At 55.6% G+C, this 13,916-nt stretch carries 15 protein-coding genes; 7 read left to right on the forward strand and 8 right to left on the reverse strand.

Features of this window, described 5'->3' with window-relative positions; translation table 11 throughout:
• Positions 1–192: 192 nt before the first annotated feature.
• Genes Q9S52_RS00765 through Q9S52_RS00790 form a run of 6 tightly spaced genes read left to right on the forward strand, consistent with a single transcriptional unit; the run spans position 193 to position 7,045 of the window.
• A complete protein-coding gene (locus Q9S52_RS00765) occupies positions 193–810 on the forward strand; it encodes a YigZ family protein (RefSeq protein WP_304707719.1) in 618 nt (205 codons plus the stop codon).
• A 12-nt stretch (positions 811–822) separates the two neighbouring features.
• On the forward strand, positions 823–1,734 hold the full coding sequence (pyrB, locus tag Q9S52_RS00770) for an aspartate carbamoyltransferase (RefSeq protein ID WP_294591153.1): 912 nt from the start codon (positions 823–825) through the stop codon (positions 1,732–1,734).
• 32 nt (positions 1,735–1,766) lie between these two features.
• Positions 1,767–2,252 (forward strand): aspartate carbamoyltransferase regulatory subunit, encoded by a 486-nt coding sequence (gene pyrI / locus Q9S52_RS00775; protein ID WP_304707722.1) that lies wholly within the window; start codon positions 1,767–1,769, stop codon positions 2,250–2,252.
• 43 nt (positions 2,253–2,295) lie between these two features.
• Complete coding sequence (gene uvrA / locus Q9S52_RS00780) at positions 2,296–5,151, forward strand: excinuclease ABC subunit UvrA (protein WP_304707724.1); 2,856 nt, start codon at positions 2,296–2,298, stop codon at positions 5,149–5,151.
• Positions 5,151–6,401, forward strand: coding sequence for a pitrilysin family protein (locus Q9S52_RS00785; protein WP_304707726.1), 1,251 nt, complete (start codon positions 5,151–5,153; stop codon positions 6,399–6,401). The genes uvrA and Q9S52_RS00785 overlap by 1 nt, the downstream gene beginning before the upstream one ends.
• 2 nt (positions 6,402–6,403) lie before the next feature.
• Complete coding sequence (locus tag Q9S52_RS00790) at positions 6,404–7,045, forward strand: O-methyltransferase (RefSeq protein ID WP_304707728.1); 642 nt, start codon at positions 6,404–6,406, stop codon at positions 7,043–7,045.
• Here Q9S52_RS00790 and Q9S52_RS00795 read toward each other — a convergent pair.
• The 8 genes from Q9S52_RS00795 to rplM form a co-directional block, all read right to left on the reverse strand.
• Positions 7,029–7,865 carry a metal ABC transporter permease gene (locus Q9S52_RS00795; RefSeq protein ID WP_304707730.1) on the reverse strand — a complete coding sequence of 279 codons (837 nt, stop codon included), beginning with the start codon at positions 7,863–7,865 and terminating at the stop codon, positions 7,029–7,031. The genes Q9S52_RS00790 and Q9S52_RS00795 overlap by 17 nt on opposite strands.
• A complete protein-coding gene (locus Q9S52_RS00800; RefSeq protein ID WP_304707732.1) occupies positions 7,865–8,659 on the reverse strand; it encodes a metal ABC transporter ATP-binding protein in 795 nt (264 codons plus the stop codon). Before Q9S52_RS00800 ends, Q9S52_RS00795 begins: the two co-directional genes overlap by 1 nt.
• Positions 8,656–9,513 carry a metal ABC transporter solute-binding protein, Zn/Mn family gene (locus Q9S52_RS00805; RefSeq protein WP_304707734.1) on the reverse strand — a complete coding sequence of 286 codons (858 nt, stop codon included), beginning with the start codon at positions 9,511–9,513 and terminating at the stop codon, positions 8,656–8,658. The genes Q9S52_RS00800 and Q9S52_RS00805 overlap by 4 nt, the downstream gene beginning before the upstream one ends.
• A 1-nt stretch (position 9,514) precedes the next feature.
• The gene (locus Q9S52_RS00810; RefSeq protein WP_297624759.1) at positions 9,515–10,006 is read right to left on the reverse strand and encodes a GAF domain-containing protein; all 492 of its coding nucleotides are present in this window, start codon (positions 10,004–10,006) and stop codon (positions 9,515–9,517) included.
• Positions 10,007–10,093: 87 nt separating this feature from the next.
• On the reverse strand, positions 10,094–10,918 hold the full coding sequence (gene tsf / locus Q9S52_RS00815) for a translation elongation factor Ts (RefSeq protein WP_294591169.1): 825 nt from the start codon (positions 10,916–10,918) through the stop codon (positions 10,094–10,096).
• Between the two features lie 127 nt (positions 10,919–11,045).
• Positions 11,046–11,903 (reverse strand): 30S ribosomal protein S2, encoded by an 858-nt coding sequence (rpsB, locus tag Q9S52_RS00820; protein ID WP_294591171.1) that lies wholly within the window; start codon positions 11,901–11,903, stop codon positions 11,046–11,048.
• A gap of 208 nt (positions 11,904–12,111) precedes the next feature.
• Positions 12,112–12,507, reverse strand: a complete 396-nt coding sequence (rpsI, locus tag Q9S52_RS00825; RefSeq protein WP_294591173.1) for a 30S ribosomal protein S9 — start codon at positions 12,505–12,507, stop codon at positions 12,112–12,114.
• Positions 12,507–12,962, reverse strand: a complete 456-nt coding sequence (gene rplM, locus Q9S52_RS00830) for a 50S ribosomal protein L13 (protein WP_294591175.1) — start codon at positions 12,960–12,962, stop codon at positions 12,507–12,509. Before rplM ends, rpsI begins: the two co-directional genes overlap by 1 nt.
• Positions 12,963–13,150: 188 nt before the next feature.
• On the opposite strand from rplM, the gene truA reads away from it, so the two are divergent.
• On the forward strand, positions 13,151–13,888 hold the full coding sequence (truA, locus tag Q9S52_RS00835; protein WP_294591177.1) for a tRNA pseudouridine(38-40) synthase TruA: 738 nt from the start codon (positions 13,151–13,153) through the stop codon (positions 13,886–13,888).
• Positions 13,889–13,916 lie beyond the last annotated feature (28 nt).

Below are 13,916 nucleotides of genomic sequence, written 5' to 3' on the forward strand. Positions count from 1 at the left end.
TATATGCGACAAAAAAATAAACCCCCGAAACCCTAAATAGGTGCCGGGAATCCATTCGTGTCCGATAACACAGCAAAGGTAGGGATTATTTCCGGAAAAACCAAACTCGACCGGCGGGGCGATTATTCTGCTGCGACGGCTTGGTTATCCGACGGCGAATGGCTATTTTTGTTCGGATAATCCGACCGGATCGTGAACAGCGATACTTATCTGACCATCGCGGCCCCTGCCGAGGGGCTCTACAAGGACAAAGGCAGCCGTTTTCTGGCCTTTGCCTATCCGGTTTTCTCCGAGTCCGATATCAAACCGCTGGTCGATGCGCTGAAGACGGAGTATTACGATGCCCGACACCATTGCTATGCGTGGCAGTTGGGGATCGAGGCTTCGGAGGGCGGTGTGCGGTTTCGGGCTAACGATGACGGCGAACCGGCCGGGAGTGCGGGGCGACCGATACTGGGGCAGCTGCTTTCGCGGGGGGTGACGAATGTGCTGGTCGTGGTGGTGCGGTATTTCGGCGGAATCAAACTGGGCGTTCCGGGGCTGATTGCGGCTTACAAGAGGGCGACGGCCGATGCGTTGGCGGCGGCCGAGGTGGTGGAGCGGACGGAAAATCGGGAGGTCGTCGTGGAGTTTCCTTATCTGGCGATGAACGAGGTGATGCGGGTGGTCAAGGAGATGGCGCCGGAGGTGCTGGGGCAGGATTTCGACCTCGCTTGTCGGATGCGGCTCTCCATCCGGTTGCGGGATGCCGGATCGCTGGCGGATCGGATGGCGGGAATTGAAGGGGTAAATGTCTCATTATCATCATAGCGCGCAAAAATTATGAAGGAAAAACAGAGTCTGGTTTCGATCCACGATTTCACCAAGGAGGATATTCTCCGCATTATGGAGCTGGCGGCCGATTTCGAAGCCAACCCGGATCAGCGGCTGCTGTACGGCAAGGTGGTGGCTTCGCTCTTTTTCGAACCTTCGACCCGGACGAGGCTCAGTTTCGAGAGCGCGATCAACCGGCTGGGGGCGCGGGTGATCGGCTTTTCGGACATGAACAACACCAGCGTGACCAAGGGCGAGACGCTGCACGATACCATCAAGGTGATTTCGAACTATTGCGACATGATCGTGATGCGGCATCCGGTCGAAGGGGCGGCGCGCTATGCCAGCGAAGTGTCGCGGGTGCCGGTGGTCAATGCGGGCGACGGGGCCAATCAGCATCCGAGTCAGACGCTGCTCGACCTCTATTCGATCCTCAAGACGCAGGGGCGGCTGGACAATATCAATATCATGATGGTGGGAGACTTGAAGTACGGGCGGACGGTGCATTCGCTGCTGGAGGCGCTGTCGCACTTCAAGGCCGAGTTTACGTTCGTCTCGCCGCCGGAGTTGCAGATGCCGACGGAATACAAGATGCAGCTTTACGAGCGGGGGATTTCGTATTACGAGACGGCGGATATGATGGAGCGGATGGGGATGGCCGATATCATCTACATGACGCGGGTGCAGCGCGAGCGGTTCTCGGATGTAATGGAGTACGAGCGGGTGAAGAATGCCTATATCCTGCACAACGACATGCTGGCCGATACGAAGCCGAACATGCGGATTCTGCATCCGCTGCCGCGGGTCAATGAGATCGCGCCGGACGTGGACAACAATCCGAAAGCCTACTGGTTCCAGCAGACGGAAAACGGGGTTTATACTCGAATGGCTATTATGGCTTACCTGTTCGGGGTCAAATAATTGGGAGGTTTCATTTAAAGTAATTCGTAATCATGTCGGAAGAACGAAAAAATCATAAAAAGGGCGTTTTGGAGGTCAGCGCGATCGAAAACGGGACGGTGATCGACCACATTCCGCCGACCAGTTTGTTCAAGGTAATCAAACTGTTGGGGCTGGATCGGACGACGCATCAGGTGACCTTCGGAACCAATTTGCAGAGCAAGCGGATCGGGACGAAAGCGATTATCAAGATTGCGGATAAGGATTGTGCGGACGAGGAGATCGGGTATATCTCGCTGGTGGCTCCGTCGGCGCGGATCAATATCATTCGGGATTACGCGGTGGCGGAGAAGCGGGTGGTCGAGGTGCCGACCCATGTCGAAGGCTTTGTCAAGTGCGGCAATCCGATGTGTGTGACCAATCAGGAACCCCACATCCGGACGCGATTCGACGTCTTTACCCGAAATGGAGAGCTGGCTCTGCGGTGCAAATACTGTGAAAAGATTACCGCTCAGGAGCAGATCGAGATTATACGATAGGCGACGGTTGCGACGTTGGTATATAGTTAATTGAGCTTATCGAATGGAACAATATATTCATGTAAAGGGCGCCCGGGTTCACAACCTCAAGGATATAGAGATTAAGATTCCGCACAACAAGCTGGTGGTGGTGACTGGTTTGTCGGGTTCGGGAAAGTCTACCCTGGCGTTCGATACCATTTTTGCGGAGGGGCAGCGGAGGTATGTGGAGAGCTTGTCGGCCTATGCGCGGCAGTTTTTGGGGAAGATCGAAAAACCGGATGTCGATTTCATTACGGGGATCGCTCCGGCGATTGCGGTGGAGCAGAAGGTCAATACGCGCAATCCGCGGTCGACGGTGGGGACGACGACGGAGATTTACGATTACTTGCGGCTGCTGTTTGCGCGGATTGGGAAGACCTATTCGCCGGTGAGCGGCGAGGAGGTGAAGGCGCATACGGTGCAGGATGTGGTGAATGCCGCAGCGACGGCGTCGGTCGGGACTCGGGCGATGGTGGCGGCGCCGGTGGCGTTGCACGAGGGGCAGGGGGTGATCGAAAAGCTGACGCTGCTGATGAAGGACGGTTTCGAGCGATTGGTGTTGCGTTCGTCGGCTTCCGGAGAGGTGAAGTATGTGCAGGATATTTTGCCGGAGATCGAGCAATATGCCGTGGAGGATTTGGCGGTGGTGGTCGACCGGTTTTCCGTGCCGGAGGGAGCGGAGGAGGATAAGGAGTGGGGGAGTCGTCTGTTCGATTCGGTGCAGACGGCGTTCGAGGTGGGGGATGGACGGTGTTTGTTGATTTTGTTTCCTGCTCGGGAACAGGGAGATCGGAGGATTCAGTTCAAGGAGTTTTCCAATAGGTTCGAGGCGGACGGTATCGTGTTTCAGCGGCCGTTCGAACATATGTTCAGTTTCAACAATCCGCTGGGAGCGTGTCCGCGTTGCGAGGGCTATGGGCGTGTGGTGGGGATCGACGAAGATTTGGTCATTCCGGACAAGTCGAAGACGATTTACGACGATGCCATAGTCTGTTGGCGGGGCGAAACGATGAAGTGGTGGAAGGAGCAGCTGGTGATGAACGCTTCGAAGTTCGGCTTTCCGATCCACCGGCCGTTTTACGAGCTGAGCGAGGAGGAACGGAGGCTGCTCTGGCGGGGAAACAGCTATTTTCACGGGTTGGACGAATTTTTCGAATACTTGGAAAAGGAGCGTTATAAGATTCAGTATCGGGTGATGCTCTCGCGGTATACGGGGAAGACGACCTGTCCGGATTGCTGCGGAGCGCGGCTCAGGCCGGAGGCGCTCTATGTGCAGGTCGGCGGGCGGACGATCGCCGAACTGGTGCGGATGCCGGTGAGCGAGTTGAAAGCGTTTTTTGCGCATCTGGATCTCGACGCACACGATGCGGAGGTCGGCGGGCGGGCGTTGACGGAGATTAGGAGCCGGTTGCAATATCTTGAAGATGTGGGGCTTTCGTATCTGACGTTGGATCGGCTCTCTTCGACGTTGTCGGGCGGCGAGAGCCAGCGGATCAATCTGGCCACGTCGCTGGGGAGCAGTTTGGTCGGGTCGCTCTACATTTTGGATGAGCCGAGTATCGGGCTGCACCCGCGGGATACGGAGAAGCTGATCGGGGTGCTGAAACAGTTGCGCGACCTCGGAAATACGGTGATTGTGGTGGAGCATGATGCCGAGATTATTCGGGCGGCGGACGAGGTGGTCGATATCGGGCCGATGGCGGGTTATTTGGGCGGCGAGGTGGTTTTCCAGGGGGCGTTCGGAGCGATGGAGGCGGCGGCGAAACGGAAGCAGAATCGGAGTCTGACGGTGCGTTATCTGACGGGACGCGAGGCGATCGAGATGCCGGAGCGGGTCAGGAAGTGGAACAGCTATATCGAAATCAAGGGGGCGCGGGAGCATAATCTGAAAAATATCGATGTGAAGATTCCGCTGGGGGTGATGACCTGTATTACGGGGGTGAGCGGGAGCGGGAAGTCGTCGCTGGTGAAGAGCATTCTCTATCCAGCTTTGCGGCGTGCGCTGACCGAGACGGGCGATCGGCCGGGAGATTTCGATGACATCGAGGGCGATATTTCGCGGATCAAGGGGGTGGAGATGATCGACCAGAACCCGATCGGACGCTCTTTGCGGTCGAATCCGGTGACCTATATCAAGGCTTACGATGAAATCCGAAAACTGTTTGCAGAACAGCAGCTTGCGAAACAATATAAGTTCGACTCTTCAAGTTTTTCGTTCAACATTGCCGGCGGGAGGTGCGAGGAGTGCAAGGGCGAGGGGGTGATTCGGGTCGAGATGCAGTTTATGGCCGATGTGGAGCTGGTTTGCGAGGCATGTAATGGACGAAGGTTTCGGGACGAGATTTTGCAGGTGAGGTATCACGATAAGTCGATTTATGATGTACTGGAGATGAGTATCGACGAGGCGATCGACTTTTTCGGCGGGTATGCGGAGCAGGATAAGATCAATCTGCGGATTGTCGAGAAGCTCAAGACGTTGCAGGATGTCGGATTGGGGTATGTTAAGCTGGGGCAGTCGTCGTCCACTTTGTCGGGCGGCGAGAGCCAGCGGGTGAAGCTGGCTTCGTTCTTGTTGAAGGAGAATAGCTCGCAACCGCTGTTGTTCATTTTCGACGAACCGACCACCGGGCTTCATTTTCACGATATCAAGAAGTTGCTGCGTTCATTTGAAGCGTTGATGCAGAAGGGGCATACGGTGGTGGTGGTTGAACATAATATGGATGTCGTGAAGTGTGCCGACTGGGTGATCGACCTCGGGCCGGAGGGGGGCGAGGCGGGAGGAGGACTCCTCTTTGCCGGTACGCCGCGAGAGTTGGCGGAGGCTCCGGCGGCGGTGGGAAGCCATACGGCGCATTATCTGAAGGAGGTGATCGGCTGATGGCGGAAAAAGAGTTCGATTCATTCATCTTGCCGAACGGGATGCGGTGCGTCCATCGACGGCCGGGGAGGCTGGCCGGGCAGGTGGCGCACCTGGCTCTGACGATCGGTGCCGGGACACGGGACGAGGCGGCGGCGCAGCATGGGGTGGCACACCTGGTCGAGCACCTGTTGTTCAAAGGGACGACCCGACGGTCGGCCTATCGGGTCAATAGTTTGCTGGAGAATGCGGGGGGCGAGTTGAATGCCTTTACGACCAAGGAGGAGACGGTGGTGCATGCGACTTTGTTGCGGTCGGAGTTTCGGAAAGGGGTGGATTTGCTGTCGGATATGGTTTTCCGGTCGCGTTTCGACGCGCGGGAGATCGACAAGGAGCGGGAGGTGATTATTGATGAGATCAACTCCTATAAAGACTCACCGGCGGAGTTGATTTTCGACGATTTCGAGGAGTTGTTGTTTGCCGGTTCGCCGCTCGGGCGGAATATTCTGGGCACGCCGCGGAACCTGAAGCGGGCGACACGGCAGCAACTGGTGGAGTATGTTTCGGGGCATTATCGACCGGATCGGATTGTCTTTTCGGCATCGGTGGAGATGCCTCACGGGCGTTTTCGGGAGATCTGCGAACGCTATTTGGCGCCATTTGAAGCGACACAGGGGGGTGTTTTCACAGCAGAGGAGCGGCGTGCGCCGGAGCGGCAGCCGCAGTTCAATGTCGTGCGGCACAAGAATACCTATCAGACGCATTGCCTGTTGGGGGGCTACGGCTACGACTTGCACGACGAGCGGCGGCTCCGGCTGGCTTTTCTGATCAATCTCTTGGGCGGCCCGGCTTCGGTGTCGCGGCTCAACATGCTCTTGCGCGAGAAGTATGCCCTGACGTACAATGTCGAGGCGGGATATGTGCCGTATAGCGACAGCGGGATTTATACCATCTATCTGGGGTGCGAGCGCGACAAGGTGGAACGTTCCGTAGAGCTCGTCCGGGCGGAGTTGCGGCGGTTGCGGGAGACGAAACTGACGGCGGTTCAGCTGGCTCGGGCGAAACGGCAGTTTCTCGGCCAATGGATTCTGTCGTCGGAGAATACCGAAAATCTGATGTTGGGGATAGCCAAGAGTGTGCTGGTTTACAACGGTTTCGAGAAGTCGGAGGAGGTGGCGGCGAAAATCGGGGCGATTACGGCGGAGGAGCTGCTCAAAACGGCGAACGATATCTTCGCTGAAAATAATCTTTATACTCTGATATACAATTAGGTATGGAGGCGGAATTGGAACGCTATATCCTCGATCACATCTCGCCGGAAGAGCCGGTGTTGGCCGAACTGGATCGGCAGACCCACCTGAGGATGATTCAGCCGCGGATGCTCTCGGGGCATTGGCAGGGGGCTCTGCTGGAGATGTTCGTGCGAATGGTCGATCCGTTGTATGTGCTTGAATTAGGAACCTTTACGGGGTATTCGGCCATTGCAATGGCGCGGGGACTCTCGCGCCAGGGGGCGGAGTTGCATACGGTTGAAATCGACGACGAATTGCAGGATTTCGCTGCCCGGTATATCGAACGGGCGGGATTGCGGGAGCGGATTGTGCAGCATATCGGGCCGGCGTTGGAGGTAGTGCCGGCTTTGGGGCGGGTATTCGATCTGGTTTTTATCGACGCCGATAAGCGCGAATATCCGGATTACTATCGGATGCTGATGGAAGGAGGTTGGGTGCGGTCGGGGAGTATTATACTGGCCGACAATGTTTTGTGGAGCGGGAAAGTGGCGGATCTGCCTAAAGAGAACGACCGGCAGACGCAGGGAATCTTGACCTTCAATCGGATGGTACGCGACGATCCGCGGGTGGAGCAGGTCATGGTGCCGTTGCGAGACGGATTGACCATTATCCGCGTGAAATAGCGCGCGCTTTGCGGCCGATATATACTCCTGCTTTGACGAGGCAGAACGCTGCGGAGAGCACGGCAATGGCCGCTGCTCCGATCGGAATGTTGCCCACGTAACTGATATAGAGTCCGACCAGTACCGAAACGGTTCCGCCGATACAGGAACCGATCGTCAGCTGTTTGTAGTTTCGTGTCAGCATGCCCGCGATAACTGTCGGCAACGTCAGCAGCGACATCAGTAGGACGATTCCCATAGTTTTGATTGTCAGTACGATCGTAATCGCGATCAGGATCATCATCGTGTGCCCGATCGCTCCGACCGGCAGTCGTTGCGAAGCTGCGAACTCGCGGTCGAAAGCCGTGTACAGAATCGCCCGATAGCATGCGGCGAACAGCAGTAGCAAGATGCCATCCATAATTCCTAATCCGATCAGATCCGTTCGATTCACCAACAGGATATTGCCGAACAGAAAGCTCATCAGGTTCGGTGCATAGCCCGGTGTGAGAAAAATGAAGATGATGCCGATCGACATCCCGATCGACCAGAGAATGCCGGTTGCCGCATCTTCGCTGACTTTTCCCCGTCGGCTGAAGGTCTCGATACCGACCGCCGCTGCCACGGCGAACAATAAGGCGCCGACCAGCGGTGCGAATCCGAAATAGTAGGCGATTCCGATCCCACCGAACGAAGCGTGGGTAATTCCGCCGCTCATAAAAACCAGTTTTCGGGAGACGATGTACGTCCCGACAATCCCGCACGCGATGCCCGAGAGCAAAGTGGCCAAGGTTGCGTAGCCCAAGAATCGGTAGGCGAAAATTTCCTGAATAAAATCCATTATTGCGGTTCGGAGGTTGTCGGTTTCGAGGCCTCGGTGCTGCATGCGCAACCCGAATGCCGAGTCAGTACGGTGTGCGGTACGGGCCCGTGCGAAATCAATTGGATCGGGCAGTCGTATTCTACTAACTGCTCTTGTGTCAGGATGTTCGACGGATGGTAATGGAAGCATCGGTTAATGCAGACGATGCTTTTCACATAGCGACTGATGGTTCCCAGGTCGTGTGAAACCATGATGATCGCCATCCGTTCGTTCAGCCGGGCGAGCAGTTCGTACAGCTCTTTTTCGAACCGATTGTCTACGAAGGTGGTCGGTTCGTCCAGAATCAGCAGTTGCGGTTCGGAGATCAGCGAACGGCAGAGCAGAACTCGTTGCAGCTCGCCGCCCGACAGCGCTCTGACCGGTCGCCCGGCCAACCTTCCGATGCCGATCTCTTCCAACAGTTCCAGTGCCCGTTTCTGATCCGCCTTTCCGTAGCGGCCGAATAGTCCTTTGCGGGCTGCTAAGCCGGAGAGCACGATATCCGTCACTGAAATCGGAAATGTCCGATCGATATTTTTAATCTGGGGTAGATACCCGATACGCAAATCCGTCCGTGCGTACTCGATTTTTCCCGCCAGAGGAGCCAAACCGCCTGTGAGCGTGCGGATAAAGGTCGTTTTTCCGCCGCCGTTCGGCCCGATCACGCCGATGTAGTCCCGGTCACAGACTGTCAGGTCGATACCGCTGACGATGGCTGCCTCGCCGGGATATCCGACGGCTAACCGATGGATGCGGAGCAGTTCGTTTGTCATTCGTTCAGAATTACTTGCAGGCTGTCGGCCAGTCGAGACATATTATCCATCCATTCCGCCGCCAACGGGTCGAATTCGATCGCCCGTCCGTTCGGCAGTTCGCGAACGATGGCTTGTGTCGCCGCATCGCTCGTTTGGGGTTGGAAGAAAACAGTTCGGATATCGGCTTTCTGCAAAGAATCGACCAACTGTTTGATATTCATGACGCTCGGCTCTTTCCCATCCGCCTCGACAGCGATCTGTTGCAACCCGTAATCGTCGGCGAAATAGGTGAGGGCGGTGTGACCGATGGCGAATTGTTTGCGTTTTGCCTTTTGTGCCACCCGTTGGAAGCGATGATCCAAGGTGTCGATCCGGACGGCGAAAATTTCCGCCCGTTGGCGATAGATTGCTGCCGAATCGGGCTCCAGTTTTCCCAAAAAATCGGCCACTTCCTTGCCGATTACGGCAACCCGTCGCGGTGAGAGCCAGATGTGCGGATCTATACCTCCGTGCGCATGTTTCTCTGACTGCGCAATATGCAACAGTTCGATCGGTTGCGAGACGTTGCATACGGGCGTCTTCGGTGCTGCCTCCGGAATTTTTTCCAGCAGGGTTTGTTCGAAGTCGATCAGACCGGTCGTGATATAGGCCCGAGCATCCGCCAATGCCTGAATTTGTCTCACGGTCGGTTCGTAGCTTTCCGGCGAGGCGGTCTCGGGTGCGAGCACTTCGACGGAACTCCCCGGCGCAACGATCTGTTCGACGATGTATTTGAGTGGAACGATCGAGACGAAAATCGATTGATTTTTCGGTTTAAATGAAGTTGTGCAACTGGTTGTAAATAATAGAAATGATAAGATAATTCGATTCATTTTATTGAAGGCGATTTCCGATTTTCTTCAATAGATTTTCCAGATTGACCGCATCGATTTCAGAAAAATCGTTCAGCCGGTCGCTGTCGATATCCAATACGGCGACAACCGTTTTACCCGAGCGATCGAAGATCGGAACGACGATTTCCGATCGCGAAGCGGAGCTGCATGCGATGTGTCCCGGAAAGGCATCTACATCTGCTACGATCTGGGTCGAAGCCTTTTTCCAAGCGGTTCCGCAGACTCCTTTGCCGTATCCGATGCGGCTGCATGCCACGGAGCCCTGAAACGGCCCCAATACCAGTTCGTTGCCGACGACTCGATAGAAACCGACCCAAAAGAAACCGAATGCCTCTCGCAATACCGCGGCGACGTTGGCCATATTGGCTACCGGATCGCTTTCGAGAGCGACCAATGCCTCTATCTGGGGCGATAGGGCGGCGTAGAGCTCGGCTCTGTCGTCGGTTTGCGGAATTGTCAGCTGTTCGGCCATGAGAAAATCGCGTGAAAGTGAACAAAGGTAATAAAAAAGCCTCTCTCTCCCGAAGGAAAGAAAGGCTGTGTGTAGCCGAAACTGACGTTAGTCGTTCAGCGAGAAGCGTTTGTATGCCACTACCGTCGCATCCGGATTGGCATTGTGAATAAACTGTGCTACGGTCATCTTGTTGTCTTTCACCAAAGCCTGGTTCAGCAACGTAGATTCCTTGAGGAATTTACCCACTTTCCCTTCGGCGATTTTATCGAGCATCGCTTCCGGTTTGCCTTCTTGACGAGCCTGTTCGCGACCGATTTCGCGTTCTTTTTCCAGTACATCCGCCGGGCAGTCGTCCTTGCTGATCGAGATCGGTGCCATGGCAGCCGCCTGCATCGCCACGTCGTGTGCCACTTCTGCCGGAATCTGTGCGTTGAAGCCGATCAGCGTCCCGAGCTTGTTGTTCATATGAACGTAGCTTGCGCACTGCGGAGCTTCGATCTTGGCGTAGTAGGTCAACTCGATCTTTTCACCGGTCTGGCCCGATTTTTCGGTCACCATCTCTTCAACGGTCTGCGCGCCGACTTTCAAGCTCTTCAGGGCGTCGATATCTGCCACGTCGTTTTTGATGGCGATGTCGAGCATGTCGTTCACCGTCTTGATGAATTCGTCGTTCTTAGCTACGAAGTCGGTTTCGCAAGCCAGACAGATGATATATCCTTTGGTATTCCCGTCGGTCAGCTTGGCTGCAACGACCCCTTCGGTCGCTTCGCGATCGGCCCGTTTGCTGGCTACGAGTTTCCCTTTTTCGCGGATAATGTCCTGTGCGCGGTCGAAATCGCCATTGGCTTCTGCCAGGGCTTTCTTGCAATCCATCATCCCTGCACCGGTCATTTTACGTAATTTGGCTACGTCTGCCGCTTTGATTTCCATGATTTTAGTCTCCTTTTCTAAGGTTTATAAACGTTACGTGCCGCGAGTTTAGTGTGTGTCCCACAGACTCCCGGCACGCTTACGCTCTTGGTTCGGTATGTGTGAATCTACCGTTTGTCCGAGTGAGTTATTCCGCAGCGTTTTCGAGAACTGCTTCCGCTTCGGTCTCAGCGACTGCTACCGGAGTAGCCGCATCAGCAGTATCTGCCGTTTTCTTCGTTCGCGGGCGCGGTTCTTTCTTGGCTGCCGCCGTAGCGCCGGCGGTTGCCGTTTCCGAAGCCTCTTTTTCTTTCTCTACCTTGCGTTCGGCCAGCCCTTCCTGAATCGCCGAGGTGACGGTATCCAGAATCACTTCGATCGATTTCGAAGCGTCGTCGTTCGCCGGAATTACGTAGTCGATATGCGTCGGGTCACAACAAGTATCAACCATGGCGAACACCGGGATATTGAGCCGTTTGGCCTCTTTCACGGCGTTGGCTTCTTTCTGTACGTCGATGACGAACAGAGCGGCCGGCAGTCTGGTGAGGTCTGCGATCGAACCGAGGTTCTTTTCGAGTTTGGCGCGCTGACGGGCGATCTGCAACTTTTCGCGTTTGCTGAAGTTGTCGTAGGTGCCGTCGTTGTTGAGTTTGTCGATGGTAGCCATCTTTTTGACGGCTTTCCGGATGGTGGGGAAGTTGGTGAGCATCCCGCCCGGCCACCGTTCGGTCACGTACGGCATAGCCACGCCGGCAACTTTTTCAGCAACAATCTCTTTGGCCTGTTTCTTGGTTGCCACGAAGAGGACTTTGCGGCCCGATTTGGCGATCTGTTTGAGCGCCGAAGCGGCTTCGTCGAGCTTCACGGCCGTTTTGTGGAGGTCGATGATGTGGATCCCGTTCTTTTCCATGAAGATATAGGGAGCCATTTTCGGGTTCCACTTCCGTTTGAGGTGTCCGAAGTGAACGCCGGCCTCTAAGAGTTGATTGAAATCTGTTCTTGGCATTTTTGCGATTTTTTAAAAATCTGTTTTTACTCTTTCGTCACCGTTCCGGTAGCGCTCTCGGGGCCATGGCTGGCCTGAGGTGAAAAGCAGTCCGGAGCGGTTTTCCGCGCCTTATGCAACGAAGCGGTAGTACTGTATGGGTAGTCTGCGTTCGTTTAGGCCGACAGTGGGGCCGGTAACATAAGGCGTGCAAAATGGTATGTGGAAACTACCGTTTGCTGAACTGGAACCGTTTGCGTGCACCCGGCCGCCCCGGTTTCTTCCGTTCCACCACGCGCGAGTCGCGGGTCAGGAAGCCGTTTTTTTTCAGTTCCGGACGGAGTTCGGCGTCCATTTCGATCAGGCAGCGCGAGATGCCCAGTCTGGCAGCTTCGGCCTGTCCTTTGATTCCGCCGCCGGCGAGGTTGATCTTCACGTCGACGCCTTCAGCGAGGTTGGTCACCTGCAACGGCTGTTTCACGACGAATTGGAAGATCTCCATCGGGAAGTAGGTTTCGAGCGGCCGATCGTTGATCGTGATCTTGCCGCTCCCGCCTGCGGTGAGGTATACGCGTGCAACGGCGGATTTTCTGCGACCGACTGCGTTTACAACTTCTTGGCTCATTATTTAATGTCGTTTAATTGGATGGTTTTAGGGGTTTGCGCAGCATGGGGGTGTTCCGCACCGGCATAGACCTTCAGGTTTCCGAAGATAGCCGCGCCCAGGCGATTCTTGGGCAGCATCCCTTTGACTGCTTTTTCGATGATGAAGGTCGGTTTTTTCACCAGGTATTCCGCCGGCGTGGTAAACCGTTGCCCGCCCGGGTATCCGGTGTGGCGGGTATAGACCTTGTCCGTCATCTTTTTCCCCGTGAGTCTCACTTTGTCGGCGTTGATAACGATGACGTTATCGCCGCAGTCGACGTGAGGAGTGTAGCTGGGCTTGTTCTTGCCGCGCAGGATTTTCGCCACCTGCGACGCGAGCCGCCCGAGCACTGCATCTGTCGCGTCGATCAGGTACCACTCTTTGGTAGCGGTCTCGGCATTGACAGAGATAGTTTTGTAGCTTAATGACTCCACTGTTCTACGTGTTTGTTGTTAATACTGTGTTTGTTGTGACCCATTCCCATACTTTATGGGGCGTGCAAAGGTAATTATTTTTCATGACTTTACAAATCTATCGACAAGCGGGGCGTTCTTTTTTCTGTGCGGGGCGGGTGGGTTTTCGAAAATTTTGGCTATATTGCACCCTATTACAAATGAGGATTATGGCGCGTTATTTCATCGAATTGTCTTATAACGGAGCGGCTTACAACGGTTGGCAGCGGCAACCGAATGCGCCGTCGGTGCAGGAGACGTTGGAGGAGGGGTTGTCGCGGCTGCTGGGGGCGCCGCACGAGGTGGTCGGTGCGGGGCGGACCGATGCGGGGGTGCATGCGGCGTTCGCGGTGGCTCATCTCGATACGGAGGCGGAGCCGGAACTGGTGCTGGGGGCGGAGTTTTTGTATCATTTGAATTGCGTTTTGCCGAAAGATATCGGGGTGCGGAAAATTTATGCCGTGGCGGACGATAAACACGCCCGGTTCGATGCCAGACGGAGGGAGTACAAATATTATATTACGACGGTGAAGGATCCGTTTGCGGTGGGGACGTGCTGGCAGATTACGCAGCCACTGAATCTGGATGCGATGCAGACGGCGGCGGTGGCGATGTTGCGGTACGAGGATTTCGCTTCGTTCGCCAAGCTGCATTCGGACAACAAAACGACGCGGTGTACGGTTTTCGGTGCGAATTGGCAGGCGGAGGGGGATCGGCTGATTTTCACCATCGCGGCGGATCGTTTTCTGCGGGGAATGGTGCGGGCTGTGGTGGGGACGCTGGTGGATGTCGGGCGGGGTAAGTTGACGCCGGCGCAGTTTTGCGCCGTCATCGAGAGCCGGGCGCGGGCCGAGGCGAGCGCGCAGGCGCCGGCTTGCGGACTGTTTCTGACCGATGTGCAGTATTAATCTTAAGGTGGAGAACTAAAAAATACGA

The organism is uncultured Rikenella sp. (assembly GCF_948810725.1).
GTDB lineage: Bacteria > Bacteroidota > Bacteroidia > Bacteroidales > Rikenellaceae > Rikenella.

What these genes read in the sequence shown, in the direction of transcription:
- uvrA (WP_304707724.1), top strand. Translation starts at nt 2,296, where the DNA reads ATGGAACAATATATTCATGTAAAGGGCGCCCGGGTTCACAACCTCAAG.
- truA (WP_294591177.1), top strand. Translation starts at nt 13,151, where the DNA reads ATGGCGCGTTATTTCATCGAATTGTCTTATAACGGAGCGGCTTACAAC.
- Q9S52_RS00805 (WP_304707734.1), bottom strand. Translation starts at nt 9,513, where the DNA reads ATGAATCGAATTATCTTATCATTTCTATTATTTACAACCAGTTGCACA.
- tsf (WP_294591169.1), bottom strand. Translation starts at nt 10,918, where the DNA reads ATGGAAATCAAAGCGGCAGACGTAGCCAAATTACGTAAAATGACCGGT.
- rpsB (WP_294591171.1), bottom strand. Translation starts at nt 11,903, where the DNA reads ATGCCAAGAACAGATTTCAATCAACTCTTAGAGGCCGGCGTTCACTTC.
- Q9S52_RS00795 (WP_304707730.1), bottom strand. Translation starts at nt 7,865, where the DNA reads ATGGATTTTATTCAGGAAATTTTCGCCTACCGATTCTTGGGCTACGCA.
- Q9S52_RS00810 (WP_297624759.1), bottom strand. Translation starts at nt 10,006, where the DNA reads ATGGCCGAACAGCTGACAATTCCGCAAACCGACGACAGAGCCGAGCTC.
- rpsI (WP_294591173.1), bottom strand. Translation starts at nt 12,507, where the DNA reads ATGAGCCAAGAAGTTGTAAACGCAGTCGGTCGCAGAAAATCCGCCGTT.
- Q9S52_RS00790 (WP_304707728.1), top strand. Translation starts at nt 6,404, where the DNA reads ATGGAGGCGGAATTGGAACGCTATATCCTCGATCACATCTCGCCGGAA.
- pyrI (WP_304707722.1), top strand. Translation starts at nt 1,767, where the DNA reads ATGTCGGAAGAACGAAAAAATCATAAAAAGGGCGTTTTGGAGGTCAGC.
- Q9S52_RS00785 (WP_304707726.1), top strand. Translation starts at nt 5,151, where the DNA reads ATGGCGGAAAAAGAGTTCGATTCATTCATCTTGCCGAACGGGATGCGG.
- Q9S52_RS00800 (WP_304707732.1), bottom strand. Translation starts at nt 8,659, where the DNA reads ATGACAAACGAACTGCTCCGCATCCATCGGTTAGCCGTCGGATATCCC.
- pyrB (WP_294591153.1), top strand. Translation starts at nt 823, where the DNA reads ATGAAGGAAAAACAGAGTCTGGTTTCGATCCACGATTTCACCAAGGAG.